The following is a 19,440-nucleotide window of genomic DNA, read 5'->3' as shown; positions in this document are numbered from 1 at the left end:
AGCCACAAGTATTGACGGTCCGCAAAGCCTGGTGTCAGCAGCCAGGCTTTGCCCATGACAACTCCGCAACGGAGCGACCCATGAAAGATTTGGTGAAAGTTCTCAAATCGCAGGCGCAGTCCGAAGAATTCGACGCCATCAAGATTACCCTGGCGTCTCCGGACATGATTCGCTCGTGGTCTTTTGGTGAAGTGAAGAAGCCTGAAACCATCAACTACCGGACATTCAAGCCGGAACGTGATGGTCTTTTCTGTGCCAAGATCTTTGGCCCGGTGAAGGACTACGAGTGCCTGTGTGGCAAGTACAAGCGGATGAAGCATCGCGGCATCATCTGTGAGAAGTGTGGCGTTGAAGTGACCAAGGCGGCAGTGCGTCGTGAGCGTATGGCTCACATCGAACTGGCGAGCCCGGTCGCGCATATCTGGTTCCTGAAGTCTCTGCCGTCCCGTATCGGCATGCTGCTCGACATGACTCTGCGTGATATCGAGCGCGTGCTGTACTTCGAAAGCTTCGTGGTCATCGATCCGGGCATGACGACCCTCGAGAAGGGTCATCTGCTCAACGATGAGCAGTACTTCGAAGCGCTGGAAGAATTCGGTGATGATTTCGACGCCCGCATGGGTGCCGAAGCCATCAAGGCGCTGCTCGAGGACATCGAGCTGGAAGAAGAGGTCGAGCGCCTGCGTGAAGAGATTCCGCAGACCAACTCCGAGACCAAGATCAAGAAGCTGTCCAAGCGCCTCAAGCTGCTGGAAGCCTTCTACTATTCCGGCAACAAGCCGGGCTGGATGATCATGGAAGTGCTGCCAGTGCTGCCGCCGGACCTGCGTCCGCTGGTACCGCTGGACGGCGGCCGCTTCGCGACCTCGGATCTGAACGATCTGTATCGTCGTGTGATCAACCGCAACAACCGCCTCAAGCGTCTGCTCGACCTCAATGCGCCGGACATCATCGTGCGCAACGAGAAGCGCATGCTGCAGGAATCCGTGGATGCACTGCTCGACAATGGTCGTCGCGGTCGCGCCATCACCGGTTCCAACAAGCGTCCGCTGAAGTCGCTGGCCGACATGATCAAGGGCAAGCAGGGTCGTTTCCGTCAGAACCTGCTGGGCAAGCGTGTCGACTACTCCGGTCGTTCCGTCATCACCGTCGGCCCGACCCTGCGTCTGCACCAGTGTGGTCTGCCGAAGAAGATGGCGCTTGAGCTGTTCAAGCCGTTCATCTACGCCAAGCTGCAGGCCTCCGGTCACGCCAGCACCATCAAGGCCGCCAAGAAGATGGTCGAGCGCGAAGCCCCGGAAGTCTGGGATTTCCTCGCCGACGTCATCCGCGAGCACCCGGTGCTGCTGAACCGTGCCCCGACTCTGCACCGTCTGGGTATCCAGGCGTTCGAGCCGCTGCTGATCGAAGGCAAGGCCATCCAACTGCACCCGCTGGTCTGCGCTGCGTACAACGCCGACTTTGATGGTGACCAGATGGCTGTCCACGTACCGCTGACGCTGGAAGCCCAGCTGGAAGCGCGTGCGTTGATGATGTCGACCAACAACGTGCTGTCGCCGGCCAACGGCGAGCCGATCATCGTGCCGTCCCAGGACGTCGTGCTGGGTCTGTACTACATGACCCGCGAGAAGATCGGTGCCAAGGGTGAGGGCATGGCCTTCGCGAACCTGGGTGAAGTCGAGCGTGCCTTCGGTACGCACAGCGCTCACCTGCACGCGATGGTCAAGGTCCGTCTGACCGAGACGCTCAAGGACGAAGAGTCCGGCGAGCTGTACGAGAAGACGTCCCTGCACGACACCACCATCGGTCGCGCACTGCTGTTCCGCATTCTGCCGAAGGGCATGCCGTTCGAGCTGATCAACCAGGTGATGAAGAAGAAAGCCATCTCCGGTCTGATCAACGAGGCGTACCGTCGTGTCGGTCTGAAGGACACCGTCATCTTCGCTGACCAGCTGATGTACACCGGCTTCCGTCTCGCGACCTGGTCCGGCGCCTCCATCGGCGTCAACGACTTCGTCATCCCGGACGCGAAGAAGGTCATCATCGACGCGGCCGAAGACGAAGTGAAAGAGATCGAAGACCAGTTCTCCTCCGGTCTCGTGACCGCGGGCGAGAAGTACAACAAGGTCATCGATATCTGGGCGCGTGCCAACGACCGTGTCGCCAAGGAGATGATGGCAGGTATCTCGAAAGAGACCGTCGTCAACTGGAAAGGCGAAGTGGTCAATGACGAAGACGGCAATCCGATGGAGCAGGACTCCTTCAACAGCGTCTTCATCATGGCCGACTCCGGTGCGCGTGGTTCCGCCGCACAGATTCGTCAGCTGGCTGGTATGCGTGGCCTGATGGCCAAGCCGGATGGCTCGATCATCGAGACGCCGATCACCGCCAACTTCCGTGAAGGTCTGAACGTACTCCAGTACTTCATCTCCACGCACGGTGCCCGTAAGGGTCTGGCGGATACGGCACTGAAGACCGCCAACTCCGGTTACCTGACCCGTCGTCTGGTCGATGTTGCCCAGGATCTGGTCATCACCGAAGCGGATTGCGGCACTCAGGAAGGTCTGATTCTGCACCCGGTCATCGAAGGCGGCGACATCATCGTCCCGCTGTCCCAGCGTGTGCTGGGTCGTGTCGTGGCGCAGGACGTGGTCGATCCGGTCTCTGATGAGGTCCTGATCGCACGCGGCACGCTGCTCGACGAAGCCTGGTGTGCACAGCTCGATACCATGGGCGTCGATGAGATCATCGTGCGTACCACCATCGGTTGTGAAACCGTGCACGGTGTCTGCTCGGCCTGTTACGGTCGTGACCTGGCGCGTGGCCATCAGGTCAACGTCGGTGAAGCCATCGGTGTCATTGCGGCACAGTCCATCGGTGAGCCGGGTACCCAGCTGACCATGCGTACCTTCCACATCGGTGGTGCCGCTTCGCGGGCATCTGCCGTGGATAGCGTCCAGGTCAAGCATGGTGGCAGCGTACGTCTGCACAACATCAAGTCGGTTGAGCGTGCCGATGGCAAGCTGATTGTCGTCTCGCGTTCCAGTGCACTGGCCGTGGCCGATGCGCAAGGCCGTGAGCGCGAATTCTACAAGCTGCCGTACGGTGCTGAACTGTCCGTGCGCGATGGCGACTCGGTCTCTTCCGGTCAGTCCGTGGCGAAGTGGGATCCGCACACCCACCCGATCGTCGCGGAAGTTGCGGGTCAGGTGCAGTTCACGGATATGGAAGATGGCCAGACCATCAACCGTACCACCGATGAAATGACCGGCCTGTCCTCCATCGAGATCATCGAGAGCGCTTCACGTCCGTCCGCGGCACGTGACAAGCGTCCGATGATCATGCTGGTAGACGGTAGCGGCAAGCACGTGACACTGCCGGGCTCCAACACGCCGGTCCAGTACCTGCTGCCGGGCAATGCCGTGGTGTCCGCCGAGAATGGCGCAGCCGTCGGCGTGGGTGACGTCATCGCACGTATCCCGATGGAAGCGTCCGGTAACAAGGACATCACCGGTGGTCTGCCGCGCGTTGCCGACCTGTTCGAAGCACGTCGTCCGAAAGAGCCGGCCATCCTGGCCGAGATCTCCGGTACCGTGACCTTCGGCAAGGAAACCAAGGGCAAGCGTCGTCTGACCATCACTCCGGCGGAAGGCGATCCGTTCGAGCTTCTGATTCCGAAGTGGCGTCAGATCAGCGTGTTCGAAGGTGAGACGGTCGAGAAGGGTGAGGTCATCTCCGATGGCCCGAGCAACCCGCACGATATCCTGCGTCTGCTCGGCGTCGCGGAAATGACCAAGTACATCACCACCGAAGTCCAGGAGGTCTATCGCCTCCAGGGTGTCGGCATCAACGACAAGCACATCGAAGTGATCGTGCGTCAGATGCTGCGCAAGGTGGAGATTACCGACTCTGGTGATTCCACCTTCATCACGGGCGACCAGGTGGAATACGCCCGTGTCGTCGAAGAAAACATGCGACTCGAGGCGGACGGCAAGTTCCCGGCCAAGTTCGATCGCATCCTGCTCGGTATCACCAAGGCGAGCCTGGCAACTGAATCGTTCATCTCCGCGGCGTCCTTCCAGGAAACCACGCGAGTTCTGACCGAGGCATCTGTCACCGGCAAGCGCGATTATCTCCGTGGTCTGAAGGAGAACGTCGTGGTCGGTCGCCTGATTCCTGCGGGTACTGGCCTGGCCTATCACGACGAGCGTCGCCGCCGTCGCGATGGCCTGCCGCTCGCACCGGCCCCGTCGGCACAGGACGTCGAGCAGGAGCTGGGTGCCCAGCTGACTGCGCTAGACGCGGACGACGACGACCTCTGAGGTCTTGAGCCCCGCCGTCTCTGACGGCGGGGTTGACGCCCTTGTGGCCCAAGCCCTAGAATATGCAGCCTTTAACAATAGGGCGGGTGAATCCTGTCCTGTCGTTGGAAGGCAGTACAACCCATTGGAGCAAGCAAATGGCAACCGTTAACCAGCTCGTGCGCAAGCCGCGCAAGCGTCAGGCGTCCAAGAGCGACGTCCCTGCGCTGCAGGCATGTCCGCAGAAGCGTGGCGTGTGTACCCGTGTATACACTACTACCCCGAAGAAGCCGAACTCCGCACTCCGTAAGGTTTGCCGTGTTCGTCTGACCAACGGCTTCGAAGTTTCTTCGTACATCGGCGGTGAAGGTCACAACCTTCAGGAACACTCTGTTGTTCTGATCCGTGGCGGTCGTGTGAAGGATTTGCCGGGTGTCCGTTACCACACCGTTCGTGGTGCACTGGATACCTCTGGCGTTCAAGGTCGTAAGCAAGGTCGTTCCAAGTACGGCGCCAAGCGTCCGAAGGCGTAATTCAAAGTTTAATATCGGTCTGATAAGAGTAAGGTCGGGCGTCGCGTCCAACGCGAGGCGTCCCGGGTTTACCTGAAGGACCCTTCTACTGAGGGCTTATCATGCCTAGAAGACGTGTAGCAGCTAAGCGCGAAATCCTGCCGGATCCGAAGTTCGGAAGCGAGCGCCTGGCCAAGTTCATGAACCACCTGATGATCAGCGGCAAGAAGTCTGCAGCTGAGCGCATCGTTTACGGTGCTCTCGATCGTGTTGCCGAACGCTCCAATGACGAGCCGCTGGACCTCTTCGACAAGGCGCTGGAAGCCATCCAGCCGATGGTCGAAGTGAAGTCCCGTCGTGTTGGTGGTGCAACCTACCAGGTGCCGGTTGAAGTTCGTCCTTCCCGTCGTCAGGCACTGGCCATGCGTTGGCTGGTGGACGCTGCGCGCAAGCGCGGCGAAAAGACCATGGTGCAGCGCCTCTCTGGCGAGATCCTGGATGCCGCTGAAGGCAAGGGTTCTGCTGTGAAGAAGCGTGAAGACGTGCACCGCATGGCAGAAGCCAACAAGGCCTTCTCCCACTACCGCTTCTAAACAACGGGGATACTCACCGTGGCACGCAAGACTCCACTTAAGCGTTACCGCAACATCGGTATCTGTGCCCACGTCGACGCCGGTAAGACTACCACTACCGAGCGCGTCCTGTTCTATACCGGCCTGTCTCACAAGGTCGGCGAAGTCCACGATGGTGCTGCCACCATGGACTGGATGGAGCAGGAACAGGAGCGTGGCATCACGATAACCTCTGCGGCAACCACCTGCTTCTGGCAGGGCATGAGCAAGCAGTTCGACGAGCACCGTATCAACATCATCGATACTCCGGGGCACGTTGACTTCACTGTTGAAGTCGAGCGTTCACTGCGTGTTCTCGATGGTGCGGTCGTGGTGCTGTGTGCTTCTTCCGGTGTCCAGCCGCAGACAGAGACTGTCTGGCGTCAGGCCAACCGTTACGAAGTTCCGCGCATGATCTTCGTCAACAAGATGGACCGTGCTGGCGCGGACTTCTTCATGGTCGTCGAGCAGGTGCGCAAGCGCCTGGGCGCGAACGCCGTCCCGATCCAGATCAACTGGGGTGCGGAAGACGAGTTCAAGGGCGTCATCGACCTGATCAAGATGAAGGCCATTGTCTGGGACGAAGACAACCACGGCATGAACTACGAGCTGATCGACATTCCGGCCGAGCTGCAAGATACAGCTGCCGAATGGCGTGAACACATGCTCGAGTCTGCTGCTGAAGCGTCCGAAGAGCTGATGGACAAGTACCTTGAAGAAGGCGAGCTGTCCGAGGAAGAAGTCAAGGCTGCGCTGCGTCAGCGTACCCTGGCCAACGAAATCTGCCTCGTGACCTGTGGTTCTGCCTTCAAGAACAAGGGTGTCCAGGCAGTTCTGGATGCGGTCATCGAGTACATGCCGTCTCCGCTTGAAGTCAAGGCCATCGAAGGTGAGCTTGACGACAAGGACGGCACCATCGAGACCCGCGAAGCTGACGACAAGGCTCCGTTCGCGGCGCTGGCGTTCAAGATCGCGACCGATCCGTTCGTGGGTACCCTGACCTTCATTCGCGTCTACTCGGGCGTGCTGAAGTCTGGTGATGGTGTCTTCAACTCCGTCAAGAGCAAGAAGGAGCGCGTCGGTCGTATCGTCCAGATGCACTCCAACTCTCGTGAGGAGATCAAGGAAGTGTATGCTGGCGATATCGCGGCATGCATCGGTCTGAAAGACGTGACCACCGGTGACACCCTGTGTGACCCGGATCACAAGATCGTCCTTGAGCGCATGGAATTCCCGGAGCCGGTGATTTCCGTTGCCGTCGAGCCGAAGTCCAAGGCTGACCAGGAAAAGATGGGTATCGCACTGGGCAAGCTGGCCCAGGAAGATCCGTCCTTCCGCGTCGAGACCGACGAAGAGTCTGGCCAGACCATCATCTCCGGTATGGGTGAGCTTCACCTGGACATCCTCGTCGACCGCATGCGTCGCGAGTTCAATGTCGAGGCGAACATCGGCAAGCCGCAGGTGGCTTACCGTGAGACCATTCGTACCAAGGTCGAGCAGGAAGGCAAGTTCGTTCGTCAGTCCGGTGGTCGTGGTCAGTTCGGTCACGTCTGGGTCCGCATTGAGCCTCTGACTGCAGAGGACAAGGGCGACGACGAAGAAATGACCTTCAAGTTCGTGTCCGAAATCGTCGGTGGTGCTGTTCCGAAGGAATACGTGCCGGCCGTCGAGAAGGGCGCCGCTGAGCAGCTCAAGAATGGTGTCATCGCCGGTTATCCGATGATCGACGTCAAGGTCACGCTGTTCGATGGTTCCTACCACGACGTCGACTCCAACGAGACTGCGTTCAAGGTCGCCTCTTCCATGGCGATCAAGGCCGGTGCCCCGAAAGCGGGTGCAGTGCTGCTTGAGCCGCTCATGAAAGTCGAAGTCGTAACCCCTGAAGATTTCATGGGTGACGTCATGGGCGACCTGAACCGTCGTCGTGGTCTCGTTCAGGGCATGGATGACTCTTCCACAGGCAAGATCATCAATGCACTGGTGCCGCTGGGTGAGATGTTCGGTTATGCGACCGACCTGCGCTCACAGACCCAGGGCCGCGCAAGCTACTCCATGGAGTTTGCGAAATACGACGAAGCGCCGAACAGCATCGTCGAAGCCGTCATCAACCAGAAGTAACCGATTAGCTAACGAAAGAGGTTATAGCAGTGGCTAAGGAAAAATTTGAGCGTTCGAAGCCGCACGTCAACGTCGGCACCATTGGTCACGTCGATCACGGCAAGACCACTCTGACTGCGGCACTGACTCGTGTCTCTGCAGAAGTTTTCGGTGGTGACGCGCGTGCGTTTGACTCCATCGATAACGCCCCGGAAGAGCGTGAGCGTGGTATCACCATCTCCACCGCTCACGTGGAATATCAGTCCGAAGAGCGCCACTACGCGCACGTCGACTGCCCGGGTCACGCCGACTACGTCAAGAACATGATCACCGGTGCTGCCCAGATGGACGGCGCTATCCTGGTCTGTTCCGCTGCTGACGGCCCGATGCCGCAGACTCGCGAGCACATCCTGCTGTCCCGTCAGGTCGGCGTTCCGTTCATCGTTGTCTTCCTGAACAAGGCTGACATGGTCGATGACGAAGAACTGCTCGAGCTGGTCGAGATGGAAGTTCGTGAACTCCTGAGTGAGTACGACTTCCCGGGCGACGACACTCCGATCATCATCGGCTCTGCCCTGATGGCTCTGGAAGGCAAGGACGACAACGGCATGGGTACTACCGCCGTTGCCAACCTGATCAAGGCCCTGGATGCGTACATCCCGGAGCCGGAGCGTGCTATCGACCAGCCGTTCCTGATGCCGATCGAAGACGTCTTCTCCATCTCTGGCCGCGGTACCGTTGTTACTGGCCGTATCGAGCGTGGTCTGGTCAAGACTGGCGAAGAGATCGAGATCATCGGCGTGCGTGACACCACCAAGACTACCGTTACCGGTGTCGAGATGTTCCGCAAGCTGCTGGACGAAGGTCGTGCTGGCGAAAACGTCGGCGCCCTGCTGCGCGGCACCAAGCGTGATGACGTCGAGCGTGGCCAGGTTCTGGCCAAGCCGGGCTCCATCAAGCCGCACACCAAGTTCGAAGCCGAAGTCTACGTCCTGTCCAAGGAAGAAGGCGGTCGTCACACTCCGTTCTTCAAAGGCTATCGTCCGCAGTTCTACTTCCGTACCACTGACATCACTGGTACCTGTGAGCTGCCGGAAGGCGTCGAGATGGTCATGCCGGGCGACAACGTCCAGATGGTCGTGTCTCTGATCGCTCCGATCGCCATGGAAGATGGTCTGCGTTTCGCTATCCGTGAAGGCGGTCGTACCGTCGGCGCTGGCGTCGTGGCCAAAATCGTCGAGTAAGGTTCTCCTTACCTGACACAGAAGGGGGCCCTGATGGGCCCCCTTTTCTCGCATGTTTGACACCTGATGTCAGTCTGCCTATAATGCGCATCCTTTGAATGCGTGGGTGACGGCCTACGCCGTCGACATCCATTGGAGTTTTGGGCAATGCAAAACCAGAAGATTCGCATCCGGTTGAAAGCATTCGACCACCGTCTGATCGACCAGTCCTCTGCAGAGATCGTTGAAACTGCAAAGCGTACCGGTGCTCAGGTTCGTGGCCCGATCCCGCTGCCGACCCGTCGCGAGCGTTACACCATCCTGGTCTCTCCGCACGTCAACAAGGACGCGCGTGACCAGTATGAGATTCGTACCCACAAGCGCGTTCTCGACATCGTCGAGCCGACAGAGAAGACTGTCGACGCGCTGATGAAGCTTGACCTGGCTGCCGGTGTGGACGTCCAGATCAAGGTTGACTGATACCTCACTAGTCACTGCGGCCCAGCGCTCTCACTGATAGAGCAGCAGCCGCCACGCCGGGATGGCGTCATACAATGTGCTAGTGGAATGCTCTGGAAAGGGCAGCCATAGCGGGTGACAGCCCCGTACACTAAAGGAGACTGAACATGTCTATCGGTTTAGTCGGTAAGAAGGCCGGGATGACCCGTGTCTTCACCGAAGCTGGCGCCTCTGTGCCGGTTACCGTGATTGAAGTTGAGCCGAACCGCATCGTGACCATCAAGTCTCTCGAGACTGACGGCTACAATGCTATTCAGGTGACAACTGGCTCTCGTAAAGCCAAGCACCTCACCAAGGCAACTGCTGGTCAGTATGCCAAGGCGGGTGTTGAGGCTGGCCGTACCCTGATGGAATTCCGCCTGAACGAAGGCGACGAAGCTCCTGCAGTGGGCGGCGAACTCACCGTATCCCTCTTTGAAGCTGGTCAAAAGATTGACGTGACCGGCACCTCCAAGGGTAAAGGTTTCCAGGGCGCAGTTAAGCGCTGGAACTTCCGCACCCAAGACGCTACCCACGGTAACTCACTGTCGCACCGCGCGCCGGGTTCCATCGGTAACTGTCAGACCCCGGGCCGCGTCTTCAAAGGTAAGAAGATGGCTGGCCAGATGGGCAACGTCCGTTCCACCGTCCAGAGCCTGGAAGTGGTCCGCGTCGACGCTGAACGCAATCTTCTGCTGGTCAAGGGTGCCGTTCCAGGTGCTCCGGGCGGCGAAGTGATCGTGCGTTCCGCTGTGAAAGCTCGCTGAGGGGAATTAACCGATGAATCTTAATCTTGCAGGTGCAGGCGGCGCAGTAGACGTCTCCGATGCCACCTTTGGTAAGGACTTCAACGAGGCTCTGGTTCACCAGGTCGTCACCGCCTATCTGGCTGGTGCACGTCAAGGTACCGTGGCTCAGAAGACCCGTTCTGACGTGTCCGGCGGTGGCAAGAAGCCGTGGCGTCAGAAAGGTACTGGTCGTGCACGTGCCGGTACCATCCGTTCCCCGCTGTGGCGTTCTGGCGGTGTGACCTTTGCAGCGCGTCCTCAGGACCACTCGCACAAGGTCAACCGCAAGATGTATCGCGCTGCCATGCGTTCCATCCTGTCCGAGCTGGTCCGTCAGGATCGCCTGGTCGCGGTCGATGCTATCAGCGTCGAAGCTCCGAAGACCAAGCTGCTGATCGCCAAGCTCCAGGAACTGGGCCTTGAGAAAGCGCTGATCGTCACTGAAGAGCAGGACGTCAACCTGTACCTGGCCGCGCGCAACATCCCGTATGTTGACGTCGTCAATGTCGCTGGCGCTGACCCGGTCAGCCTCGTCGGTTACGACAAGGTGCTGATGACTGTCGCTGCCCTGCGCAAGTTCGAGGAGAACCTGGGATGAATCAGGAACGCGTATTCAAGGTCCTGCTTGGTCCTCACATGACCGAGAAGGCCGCGGTCGCTGCCGAGAACAACCAGTACGTGTTCAAGGTTGCCAGCGACGCGACAAAGCCCGAAATCAAGAAAGCCGTCGAAGCGCTGTTTGGTAAGAAAGTCGATCGTGTTCAGGTTCTGAACATGAAAGGCAAGACCAAGCGCACCGCTCGCGGTGTTGGTCGTCGCGCTGGTTATCGCAAGGCCTATGTAACTCTGGCCGCCGGCGAGACCATCGAAGACTTCTCTGGCGCCGAGTAAGGCAGGAGTACGGAACATGGCAATTGTTAAGACAAAACCTACCTCCGCCGGTCGCCGCCACCTGGTAAAGGTCGTCAATGACGAACTTTTCAAAGGTCGCGCGTACGCTCCGCTGCTTGAAAAGCAGTCAAAGTCCGGTGGTCGTAACAATAATGGTCGCATCACTACTCGCCACATCGGCGGTGGTCATCGTCACCATTACCGTCTGGTCGATTTCAAGCGTAACAAGGATGGCATTCCGGCCATCGTTGAGCGTCTGGAGTACGATCCGAACCGTAGCGCGAACATCGCGCTGGTGAAGTACCTTGACGGCGAACGTCGCTACATCATTGCACCGAAAGGTGTCTCTGCTGGCGATCGTCTCGAGTCTGGTGTTAACGCACCGATCAAGAAAGGCAACGCTCTGCCGCTGCGCAATGTCCCGGTGGGTTCCACCGTTCACTGTGTAGAGCTGAAGCCAGGCAAGGGCGCCCAGATCGCTCGTAGTGCAGGTACCAGTGCCCAGGTCGTGGCACGTGACGGTAACTACACCACGCTGCGTCTGCGCTCTGGCGAGATGCGTAAGGTGCTGTCCGAATGCCGTGCAACTCTCGGCGAAGTGGGCAACTCCGAGCACAGCCTCCGTCAACTGGGCAAGGCCGGTGCTAAGCGTTGGAGAGGCGTGCGCCCGACTGTTCGCGGTGTCGCGATGAACCCGGTCGATCACCCGCATGGTGGTGGTGAAGGTCGTACCTCTGGTGGCCGTCACCCGGTCAGCCCGTGGGGCGTCCCGACCAAGGGTCACAAGACTCGCAAGAACAAGCGCACCGATAAGCTTATCGTCCGTCGCCGCAAGGCCAAGTAACAGATATTGAGGGGTAACGGCTGTGCCACGTTCACTGAAGAAAGGTCCTTTTATTGACCTTCATCTGCTGAAGAAGGTTGAGACAGCAGTGGAAAAGAACGACCGCAAACCGATCAAGACCTGGTCGCGTCGTTCCATGATCCTGCCGAACATGGTCGGGCTCACCATTGCCGTCCATAACGGTCGCCAGCATGTCCCGGTTCTCGTTTCTGAGGAAATGGTCGGTCACAAGCTCGGCGAGTTTGCTGCCACCCGCACATACCGCGGGCACGCTGCAGATAAAAAAGCCAAACGGTAAGCCAGAGAGGATTTAAGAGATGGAAGTAGCTGCTAAGCTGCGCGGCGCTCGTTTATCCGCCCAGAAGGCCCGTTTGGTGGCTGACCAGGTGCGCGGTAAGCCGGTCGCCGAGGCGCTGAATCTGCTCGCTTTCTCACCGAAGAAGGCCGCGAAGATTGTTCGCAAGGTTCTGCAGTCCGCGATCGCGAATGCGGAAGAAAACAACGGCATGGACATTGACGAGCTTCGCGTCTCGACTATCTGTGTCGACGAGGGCATGACGCTCAAGCGCATCCAGCCACGTGCCAAAGGCCGTGCGGATCGTATCTTGAAGCGCACTTGTCATATCACCGTCAAGGTAGCCGAGAAGTAGGAGACGACCAATGGGTCAGAAAGTTAATCCGACAGGTTTCCGACTGGGTATTGTCAAGGATCATACCTCTGTCTGGTACGCCGAAGGCGCTACCTATGCCGACAAACTGAACAACGATCTGCAGGTGCGTGGATTCCTGGAAGAGCGTCTGAAAAGCGCTTCCGTGAGCCGCATCAGCATCGAGCGTCCGGCAAACAACGCCCGTATTACCATTCACACCGCCCGTCCGGGTATCGTGATCGGTAAGAAAGGTGAAGATGTCGACCGCCTTCGTCGTGAAGTTTCCGAGATGATGGGCGTTCCCGTCCACATCAACATCGAGGAGATTCGCAAGCCGGAACTCGATGCCAAGCTGGTTGCTGCCAATGTGGCAGGTCAGCTCGAGCGTCGTGTCATGTTCCGTCGTGCGATGAAGCGTGCTGTGCAGAACGCAATGCGTCTGGGCGCCAAGGGCATCAAGATTCAGCTCTCTGGTCGTCTCGGCGGTGCCGAAATCGCCCGTACCGAATGGTACCGCGAAGGCCGCGTTCCGCTTCACACCCTGCGTGCTGACATTGATTACTCCACCTTCGAAGCTCACACCACCTACGGCATCATTGGTGTCAAGGTCTGGATCTTCAAAGGCGAGATCCTCGGTGGCATCGAAGAGGTGCGAGCCAAGGCGAAGCAGCCCGCGTCCGCACCCAAGAAGAAAGGCAAGTAAGGGGGTAATCGATGTTACAGCCCAAGCGTATGAAATTCCGCAAGATGCAGAAAGGTCGCAACCGTGGCCTGGCGCATCGCGGAAGCAAGGTAAGCTTTGGTGAGTTTGGCCTGAAAGCCACCGGCCGTGGTCGTATCACCGCTCGTCAGATCGAAGCTGGCCGTCGTGCCATCACTCGTCACGTCAAGCGTGGCGGTAAGATCTGGATCCGTGTCTTCCCAGACAAGCCGATCTCCAACAAGCCGTTGGAAGTTCGTATGGGTAAAGGTAAGGGTTCTGTCGAGTACTGGGTCGCTCAGATCCAGCCCGGCAAGGTCCTCTACGAGATCGAAGGTGTATCCGAAGAGCTGGCCCGTGAAGCATTTAGCCTGGCCGCTATGAAGATGCCGATCTCCACCACCTTTGTTAAGCGGACGGTGATGTGATGAAAGCCCAAGAACTCCGTGAAAAGTCAGTCGAGGCGCTCCAGGAGCAGTTGTTCGAACTGCTGCGTGAGCAATTCAATCTGCGCATGCAGAAGGCAACAGGCCAGCTGAGCCAGGTTCACCTGCTCAAGCAGACTCGTCGCCAAATTGCTCAGGTTAAGACTGTGCTCAACCAGAAGTCAGGTGAGTAAAATGGCCGAAGAAACTAAAGCACGCACACTCACCGGCAAGGTGGTGAGTGACAAGATGGAAAAATCCATCGTTGTCATGGTCGAGCGCCGTGAGCGTCACCCGATCTATGGCAAGTACCTGAGACGCTCCACCAAGCTGCACGCCCATGATGAGGCGAATCAGGCTCGGATCGGTGACACCGTCTCTATCGCCGAGACTCGTCCGCTGTCCAAGAAGAAAGCCTGGACCCTGGTCGAGGTGGTTGAACAGGCCAAGGGTTAATCCCTAGGCCAGTTCCCACCAGGCAGTCAGATTAGGTTTGGAGAAAACCGATGATTCAGACTCAGACAATGCTGGATGTCGCCGACAACAGTGGCGCGCGCCGGGTGCAATGCATCAAGGTGCTGGGTGGTTCACACCGCCGTTACGCTCGTGTTGGAGACATCATCAAGGTCACCGTCAAAGAAGCTATCCCGCGTGGCAAGGTCAAGAAAGGCCAGGTCATGAAGGCAGTGGTCGTTCGTACCAAAGCCGGTGTCCGTCGTAATGACGGTTCCGTGATCCGCTTCGACGGTAATGCGGCCGTTCTGTTGAACAACACCAACGAACAGCCGATCGGTACCCGTATCTTCGGCCCGGTTACCCGTGAACTTCGCAGTGAGAAGTTCATGAAGATCATTTCCCTGGCGCCCGAAGTGCTGTAAGGAGCGGAAGCGGATATGCAAAAGATCAAACGTGACGATGAAGTCATCGTCATCGCCGGGAAGGACAAGGGCAAGCGCGGTACCATCAGCAAGGTGCTGAAAGGTGAGCGTCTGCTCGTGTCCGGTGTGAATATGATCAAGCGTCACACCAAGCCCAACCCGATGCTGGGCACCCAGGGGGGTATCGTCGAGCGCGAGGCTCCGATTCACGCGTCCAACGTGGCCATCTTCAACCAGGAGACCGGCAAGGCGGATCGTGTCGGAATCCAGGTACAGGAAGACGGTACTAAGGTACGCATCTTTAAGTCGACTCAGAAGCTGATCGACGCCTAACGCGAGTCGGGTACAACATGGCGAACTTGAAAGAACGTTATCAGAACGAAGTGGCCGCCCAGCTTAAAGAGCAGTTCGGCTACGCCAATGTGATGCAGGTTCCCCGCATCACCAAGGTGACCCTGAACATGGGTATCGGTGAAGCCACCGCTGACAAGAAGCTGATCGACAACGCGTTTGCCGATCTCCAGATGCTTTCTGGTCAGAAGCCCATCGTCACCAAGGCACGCAAGTCCATCGCTGGCTTCAAAGTCCGCGAAGGATGGCCGATCGGTGTTAAGGTGACCCTGCGCAGCGATCGTATGTGGGACTTCCTGGACCGTCTCGTGAACGTGGCTATCCCGCGCGTTCGTGACTTCCGTGGTCTGAACCCGAAGTCCTTCGATGGCCGTGGAAACTACTCCATGGGTGTGCGTGAGCAGATCATCTTCCCGGAGATCGAGTATGATAAGATCGACCGGATTCGTGGCCTGGACATCACCATCACCACTAGCGCCAACACCGATGATGAAGGTCGTGCGTTGCTGGGCGCGCTGAACTTCCCGTTCAAGAAATAAGGGTGGATCATGGCAAAGAAAAGCATGGTTGAGCGCGAGCTCAAGCGCACCAAGCTGGTCGCTAAGTACGCCGCCAAACGCGACGCACTGAAGACCATCATCAACGACGTCAACGCTTCTGAAGAAGAGCGCTTCGACGCACAGCTGAAGCTGCAGCAGCTGCCGCGTGATGCCAGCCCGGTCCGTCAGCGTAACCGCTGCCGTATCACTGGCCGTCCGCACGGCTACTACAACAAGTTCGGCCTGAGCCGCAACAAGCTGCGTGAAGCCGCTATGCGTGGTGACGTGCCTGGTCTGACCAAGTCCAGCTGGTAACACCACTGCAAGAATTCAGGAGCGCAACGTAAATGAGCATGCAAGACACTCTGGCGGATATGTTCACTCGTATCCGCAATGCGCAGATGGCCACCAAGGAGACGGTTACCATGCCGTCTTCCAAGCTCAAGGTTGAAGTGGCCCGCGTATTGAAGGAAGAGGGTTATATTTCCGAGTTTGCCGTCGCAGAAGGCGCCAAGCCGGAACTGACCGTGACCCTCAAGTACTTCGAAGGCAAGTCGGTTATCGAGAGCATCAAGCGTATTTCCAAGCCGTCCCTGCGCCAGTACAAAGGCAAGGGTGAGCTTCCGAAAGTCGCAGATGGCCTGGGTATTGCGATCGTTTCCACCTCCCGGGGCGTGATGACCGATCGTGCGGCCCGTCAAGCTGGTGTCGGCGGCGAAGTCCTCTGCACCGTATTCTAGGAGTTTGGAATGTCCCGCGTAGCCAAGTATCCGGTTAAATTGCCGAACGGCGTCGAGGCAAAGCTCGACGGCGACAAGCTGACCGTGAAGGGCAGCAAAGGCCAGCTGGAACTGACCGTCCACCAGGACGTGGTCATCTCTATGGAAGAAGGTCAAATGACCTTCGCTCCGTCCGAGACCGCCAAGAACTGGGCAATGGTTGGTACCACTCGTGCTCTGGTCAACAACATGGTGTCTGGTGTTTCCGTAGGCTTCACCAAGTCTCTGGAAATCAATGGTGTGGGTTATCGTGCCCAGGCCAAAGGCCAGACAATCAACCTGACACTGGGCTTCTCACACCCGGTCGACTATGAACTGCCGGCAAGTGTTACGGCTGAAACGCCGAAGAACACTCAGATCGTCCTCACGTCTGCTGACAAGCAGGCTTTGGGTCAGGTCGCCGCAGAGATTCGCGCATTCCGTCCGCCGGAGCCCTACAAGGGCAAAGGTATTCGGTACAGCGACGAAGTCGTCCGTCGTAAAGAAGCCAAGAAGAAGTAAGGCAGGGTTATGAACGCGAAGAAAGAATCTCGTCTCCGTCGTGCCCGCCGCGCTCGTGCGAAAATCCGCGAGCTGGGCGTGTTTCGCCTGTGCGTGAACCGCACCCCGCGTCACATCTACGCGCAGATCATCTCGCCGGATGGCGGCCAGGTCCTGGCCACCGCATCCACGCTCGACAAGAGCCTGCGCGAAGGTTCTACCGGTAACTCGGACTCCGCCGCCAAGGTGGGTGCTCTGATTGCCGAGCGCGCGAAGGAAGCGGGTATCAAGCAAGTGGCTTTCGATCGCTCCGGGTACAAGTACCACGGTCGCGTGAAGGCCCTGGCCGATGCCGCACGTGAAGGCGGCCTGGAATTCTAAAGGGTTTTACGATGGCGAATATCGAACAGAAGGGCGGTGACCTGCAAGAGAAGCTCGTGCAGATCAACCGCGTCGCCAAGGTAGTCAAGGGCGGCCGTATCTTCGGTTTCACCGCTCTGACTGTCGTTGGTGACGGCAATGGTCGTGTTGGCTTCGGCCGTGGCAAGGCGCGTGAAGTGCCGGTCGCGATCCAGAAGGCAATGGACCAAGCTCGTCGCAACATGATCAAGGTTGACCTGAAGGGCCACACCCTGCAGTACCCGGTGAAGGCTCGTCACGGCGCATCCAAGATCTACATGCAGCCAGCGTCCGAAGGTACCGGCATCATTGCCGGCGGTGCGATGCGTTCCGTGCTCGAACTGGCAGGCGTCCATGACGTCCTGGCCAAGTGCTACGGTTCCACCAATCCGGTCAACGTGGTGCGCGCGACCATCAACGGTCTCGCTGCCATGAAATCTCCGGAAGACATCGCCGCCAAGCGTGGCCTGTCTGTCGACAAGATTGCGGGGTAAGGCACCATGGCAGCTAAGATCACGGTAACCCAGATCCGCAGCACCATCGGCGTCCTCGAAAAGCACAAGGCCACTATGAAAGGTCTTGGCCTGCGCCGCATCGGTCACACTGTCGAGCTGGAAGACACCCCCGCGGTACGCGGCATGATCAACAAGGTTCACTACCTTGTCCGTGTTGAGGGAGAGTAATCCATGAAATTGAATACCCTGAGTCCGGCCCCGGGCTCCAAGCACGCTGCAAAGCGTGTCGGTCGTGGTATCGGCTCCGGTCTTGGTAAGACCGGCGGTCGTGGCCACAAGGGCCAGAAGTCCCGTTCCGGTGGCAGCGTCAAGCCGGGCTTCGAAGGCGGTCAGATGCCTATGCAGCGTCGCCTGCCGAAGTTTGGTTTCACTTCCGCGAAGTCTCTGATTTCCGAAGAAGTGCGCCTGAGCGAACTGGCACTGGTAGACGGCGAGATCGTCGACCTCGAAACGCTGAAGAAGGCCAACGTGCTTCGTGATTCCACGAAGTTCGCGAAGGTCATGCTCTCCGGCGAACTGGACAAGGCAGTCACGGTTCGCGGCATTAAGGTCACCAAAGGTGCCCGTGCTGCGATCGAAGCTGCCGGTGGCAAGGTAGAGGACTAAATGGCTAAGTCAGGAAACGTACCGGCGATGCAGGGAAGTGGGTTGAGCGAACTCTGGGCGCGTTTGCGCTTCGTGTTCATCGCCATCGTGGTGTACCGAATCGGTGCACACATCCCCGTTCCCGGTATCAATCCTGACCAGCTTGCTGCCTTGTTCAGGGAAAACCAGGGCACCATCCTGAGCATGTTCAACATGTTCTCCGGTGGTGCACTGGAGCGAATGAGTATCTTCGCGCTGGGCATCATGCCCTACATATCCGCGTCGATCATCATGCAGCTCCTGACGGTGGTCTCGCCTCAGCTTGAGCAGTTGAAAAAGGAAGGCGAGGCCGGCCGTCGCAAGATCAGCCAGTACACGCGCTACGGCACGGTAGTACTGGCCCTGGTCCAATCGATCGGCATGGCAGTCGGACTGGTCGGAAACGGTGTCGCCTATTCCGCTGACTTCAGCTTCTACTTCACCGCCGTGAGTACGTTCGTGGCTGGTGCAGTGTTCCTGATGTGGCTGGGAGAGCAGATCACCGAGAAGGGTATCGGCAACGGGATCTCACTGATCATCTTTGCTGGTATTGTCGCCGGGCTGCCGAGTGCCATCGGCCAGTCTTTCGAACTGGCGCGCAATGATGGTGCCTGGAATGTGCTTCCGCTGCTGGCGCTGACGCTGCTCGCAGTCATTACCGTTGCCTTCGTGGTGTTCATCGAGCGCGGCCAACGCCGCATCACGGTGAACTATCCGCGCCGTCAGGTTGGCAACAAGATGTATGCAGGTCAGAGCAGCTACTTGCCGATGAAGGTCAACATGGCCGGGGTCATCCCGCCGATCTTCGCGTCAAGCATCCTGCTGTTCCCTGCGTCGATGGGTCAATGGTTTGGCCAGAGTGAAAGCATGCAATGGTTGCAGACGGCGTCTCAGGCTCTCGGGCCGGGTCAGCCACTGTATATCTTGCTTTTCGCTGCCGCTGTAGTATTCTTCTGCTTCTTCTACACGGCGCTGGTCTTCAATCCGAAGGATGTTGCTGACAACCTCAAGAAGTCAGGAGCGTTTCTGCCGGGTATTCGCCCAGGCGAACAGACCGCCCGTTACATCGATAAGGTGATGACTCGCCTGACGCTGTTCGGCGCCCTCTACATCACCCTAGTCTCCCTGATGCCTCAATTCCTCGTTGTTGCATGGCAGGTTCCGTTCTATTTCGGCGGCACCTCTCTGCTCATCGTGGTCGTGGTGGTCATGGACTTCATGGCCCAGGTGCAGTCGCATCTGATGTCAAATCAGTATGCGTCGGTGATGAAGAAGGCCAACCTCAAAGGCTATGGCAGCGGTGGCATGATGCGCTGATTGCGCAGCCCCTGTTAG

27 protein-coding genes are annotated in these 19,440 nt (G+C 58.3%); all 27 read left to right on the top strand.

Annotation, left to right across the window (positions count from 1 at the left end):
• Positions 1-80: 80 nt before the first annotated feature.
• The 27 genes from rpoC (at position 81) to secY (ending at position 19,422) form a co-directional block, all read left to right on the top strand.
• Entirely contained in the window at positions 81-4,322 is a 4,242-nt protein-coding gene (gene rpoC, locus R2R70_RS15840; RefSeq protein WP_410978477.1) for a DNA-directed RNA polymerase subunit beta', read from the top strand.
• A gap of 137 nt (positions 4,323-4,459) precedes the next feature.
• Positions 4,460-4,834, top strand: coding sequence for a 30S ribosomal protein S12 (gene rpsL, locus R2R70_RS15835; protein ID WP_107335824.1), 375 nt, complete (start codon positions 4,460-4,462; stop codon positions 4,832-4,834).
• A 101-nt stretch (positions 4,835-4,935) separates the two neighbouring features.
• Positions 4,936-5,406, top strand: coding sequence for a 30S ribosomal protein S7 (gene rpsG, locus R2R70_RS15830; RefSeq protein WP_043334878.1), 471 nt, complete (start codon positions 4,936-4,938; stop codon positions 5,404-5,406).
• A gap of 18 nt (positions 5,407-5,424) precedes the next feature.
• Positions 5,425-7,542, top strand: a complete 2,118-nt coding sequence (gene fusA / locus R2R70_RS15825; protein WP_107335825.1) for an elongation factor G — start codon at positions 5,425-5,427, stop codon at positions 7,540-7,542.
• A 29-nt stretch (positions 7,543-7,571) separates the two neighbouring features.
• On the top strand, positions 7,572-8,765 hold the full coding sequence (gene tuf / locus R2R70_RS15820; protein WP_054556900.1) for an elongation factor Tu: 1,194 nt from the start codon (positions 7,572-7,574) through the stop codon (positions 8,763-8,765).
• Between the two features lie 147 nt (positions 8,766-8,912).
• The gene (rpsJ, locus tag R2R70_RS15815) at positions 8,913-9,224 is read left to right on the top strand and encodes a 30S ribosomal protein S10 (protein WP_024950650.1); all 312 of its coding nucleotides are present in this window, start codon (positions 8,913-8,915) and stop codon (positions 9,222-9,224) included.
• A gap of 146 nt (positions 9,225-9,370) precedes the next feature.
• Positions 9,371-10,009: a 50S ribosomal protein L3 gene (rplC, locus tag R2R70_RS15810; protein ID WP_024950651.1), complete on the top strand. Its 639-nt coding sequence runs from the start codon at positions 9,371-9,373 to the stop codon at positions 10,007-10,009.
• A gap of 13 nt (positions 10,010-10,022) precedes the next feature.
• Positions 10,023-10,628, top strand: a complete 606-nt coding sequence (gene rplD, locus R2R70_RS15805) for a 50S ribosomal protein L4 (protein ID WP_054556901.1) — start codon at positions 10,023-10,025, stop codon at positions 10,626-10,628.
• Complete coding sequence (rplW, locus tag R2R70_RS15800; RefSeq protein WP_043334865.1) at positions 10,625-10,921, top strand: 50S ribosomal protein L23; 297 nt, start codon at positions 10,625-10,627, stop codon at positions 10,919-10,921. The genes rplD and rplW overlap by 4 nt, the downstream gene beginning before the upstream one ends.
• A 16-nt stretch (positions 10,922-10,937) precedes the next feature.
• Positions 10,938-11,765, top strand: a complete 828-nt coding sequence (rplB, locus tag R2R70_RS15795; RefSeq protein WP_043334862.1) for a 50S ribosomal protein L2 — start codon at positions 10,938-10,940, stop codon at positions 11,763-11,765.
• Between the two features lie 22 nt (positions 11,766-11,787).
• A complete protein-coding gene (gene rpsS / locus R2R70_RS15790) occupies positions 11,788-12,063 on the top strand; it encodes a 30S ribosomal protein S19 (protein WP_024950655.1) in 276 nt (91 codons plus the stop codon).
• Between the two features lie 19 nt (positions 12,064-12,082).
• Positions 12,083-12,415, top strand: a complete 333-nt coding sequence (gene rplV / locus R2R70_RS15785) for a 50S ribosomal protein L22 (protein ID WP_043334859.1) — start codon at positions 12,083-12,085, stop codon at positions 12,413-12,415.
• 10 nt (positions 12,416-12,425) lie between these two features.
• Positions 12,426-13,118, top strand: a complete 693-nt coding sequence (gene rpsC, locus R2R70_RS15780) for a 30S ribosomal protein S3 (protein WP_043334856.1) — start codon at positions 12,426-12,428, stop codon at positions 13,116-13,118.
• Between the two features lie 11 nt (positions 13,119-13,129).
• Positions 13,130-13,543: a 50S ribosomal protein L16 gene (gene rplP / locus R2R70_RS15775; RefSeq protein WP_043334854.1), complete on the top strand. Its 414-nt coding sequence runs from the start codon at positions 13,130-13,132 to the stop codon at positions 13,541-13,543.
• Positions 13,543-13,734: a 50S ribosomal protein L29 gene (rpmC, locus tag R2R70_RS15770; protein WP_024950659.1), complete on the top strand. Its 192-nt coding sequence runs from the start codon at positions 13,543-13,545 to the stop codon at positions 13,732-13,734. Before rplP ends, rpmC begins: the two co-directional genes overlap by 1 nt.
• A 1-nt stretch (position 13,735) precedes the next feature.
• Positions 13,736-13,996, top strand: a complete 261-nt coding sequence (gene rpsQ, locus R2R70_RS15765) for a 30S ribosomal protein S17 (RefSeq protein WP_043334852.1) — start codon at positions 13,736-13,738, stop codon at positions 13,994-13,996.
• A gap of 50 nt (positions 13,997-14,046) precedes the next feature.
• Positions 14,047-14,418 (top strand): 50S ribosomal protein L14, encoded by a 372-nt coding sequence (rplN, locus tag R2R70_RS15760; RefSeq protein ID WP_043334850.1) that lies wholly within the window; start codon positions 14,047-14,049, stop codon positions 14,416-14,418.
• Positions 14,419-14,433: 15 nt separating this feature from the next.
• A complete protein-coding gene (rplX, locus tag R2R70_RS15755) occupies positions 14,434-14,751 on the top strand; it encodes a 50S ribosomal protein L24 (RefSeq protein ID WP_043334846.1) in 318 nt (105 codons plus the stop codon).
• Positions 14,752-14,768: 17 nt separating this feature from the next.
• On the top strand, positions 14,769-15,308 hold the full coding sequence (gene rplE / locus R2R70_RS15750) for a 50S ribosomal protein L5 (RefSeq protein ID WP_043334844.1): 540 nt from the start codon (positions 14,769-14,771) through the stop codon (positions 15,306-15,308).
• 9 nt (positions 15,309-15,317) lie between these two features.
• Entirely contained in the window at positions 15,318-15,623 is a 306-nt protein-coding gene (rpsN, locus tag R2R70_RS15745; protein ID WP_043334842.1) for a 30S ribosomal protein S14, read from the top strand.
• Positions 15,624-15,655: 32 nt separating this feature from the next.
• The gene (gene rpsH / locus R2R70_RS15740) at positions 15,656-16,048 is read left to right on the top strand and encodes a 30S ribosomal protein S8 (RefSeq protein WP_043334840.1); all 393 of its coding nucleotides are present in this window, start codon (positions 15,656-15,658) and stop codon (positions 16,046-16,048) included.
• A gap of 9 nt (positions 16,049-16,057) precedes the next feature.
• Positions 16,058-16,588, top strand: coding sequence for a 50S ribosomal protein L6 (gene rplF, locus R2R70_RS15735; RefSeq protein WP_043334838.1), 531 nt, complete (start codon positions 16,058-16,060; stop codon positions 16,586-16,588).
• Between the two features lie 9 nt (positions 16,589-16,597).
• Positions 16,598-16,948, top strand: coding sequence for a 50S ribosomal protein L18 (gene rplR / locus R2R70_RS15730; protein ID WP_024950667.1), 351 nt, complete (start codon positions 16,598-16,600; stop codon positions 16,946-16,948).
• A gap of 11 nt (positions 16,949-16,959) precedes the next feature.
• Positions 16,960-17,460 (top strand): 30S ribosomal protein S5, encoded by a 501-nt coding sequence (gene rpsE / locus R2R70_RS15725; protein WP_054556902.1) that lies wholly within the window; start codon positions 16,960-16,962, stop codon positions 17,458-17,460.
• A 6-nt stretch (positions 17,461-17,466) separates the two neighbouring features.
• The gene (gene rpmD, locus R2R70_RS15720; RefSeq protein ID WP_024950669.1) at positions 17,467-17,649 is read left to right on the top strand and encodes a 50S ribosomal protein L30; all 183 of its coding nucleotides are present in this window, start codon (positions 17,467-17,469) and stop codon (positions 17,647-17,649) included.
• A gap of 3 nt (positions 17,650-17,652) precedes the next feature.
• Positions 17,653-18,087: a 50S ribosomal protein L15 gene (rplO, locus tag R2R70_RS15715; RefSeq protein WP_043334834.1), complete on the top strand. Its 435-nt coding sequence runs from the start codon at positions 17,653-17,655 to the stop codon at positions 18,085-18,087.
• Positions 18,088-19,422: a preprotein translocase subunit SecY gene (secY, locus tag R2R70_RS15710; protein ID WP_043334831.1), complete on the top strand. Its 1,335-nt coding sequence runs from the start codon at positions 18,088-18,090 to the stop codon at positions 19,420-19,422.
• Positions 19,423-19,440: the final 18 nt, after the last annotated feature.

It is taken from the genome of Cobetia sp. SIMBA_158, from assembly GCF_046566945.1.
GTDB classification, from domain to species: Bacteria; Pseudomonadota; Gammaproteobacteria; order Pseudomonadales; family Halomonadaceae; genus Cobetia; species Cobetia amphilecti.
The sequence above is the reverse complement of the archived record's forward strand: the minus strand, read 5'-3'. Positions and strand labels throughout refer to the sequence as shown.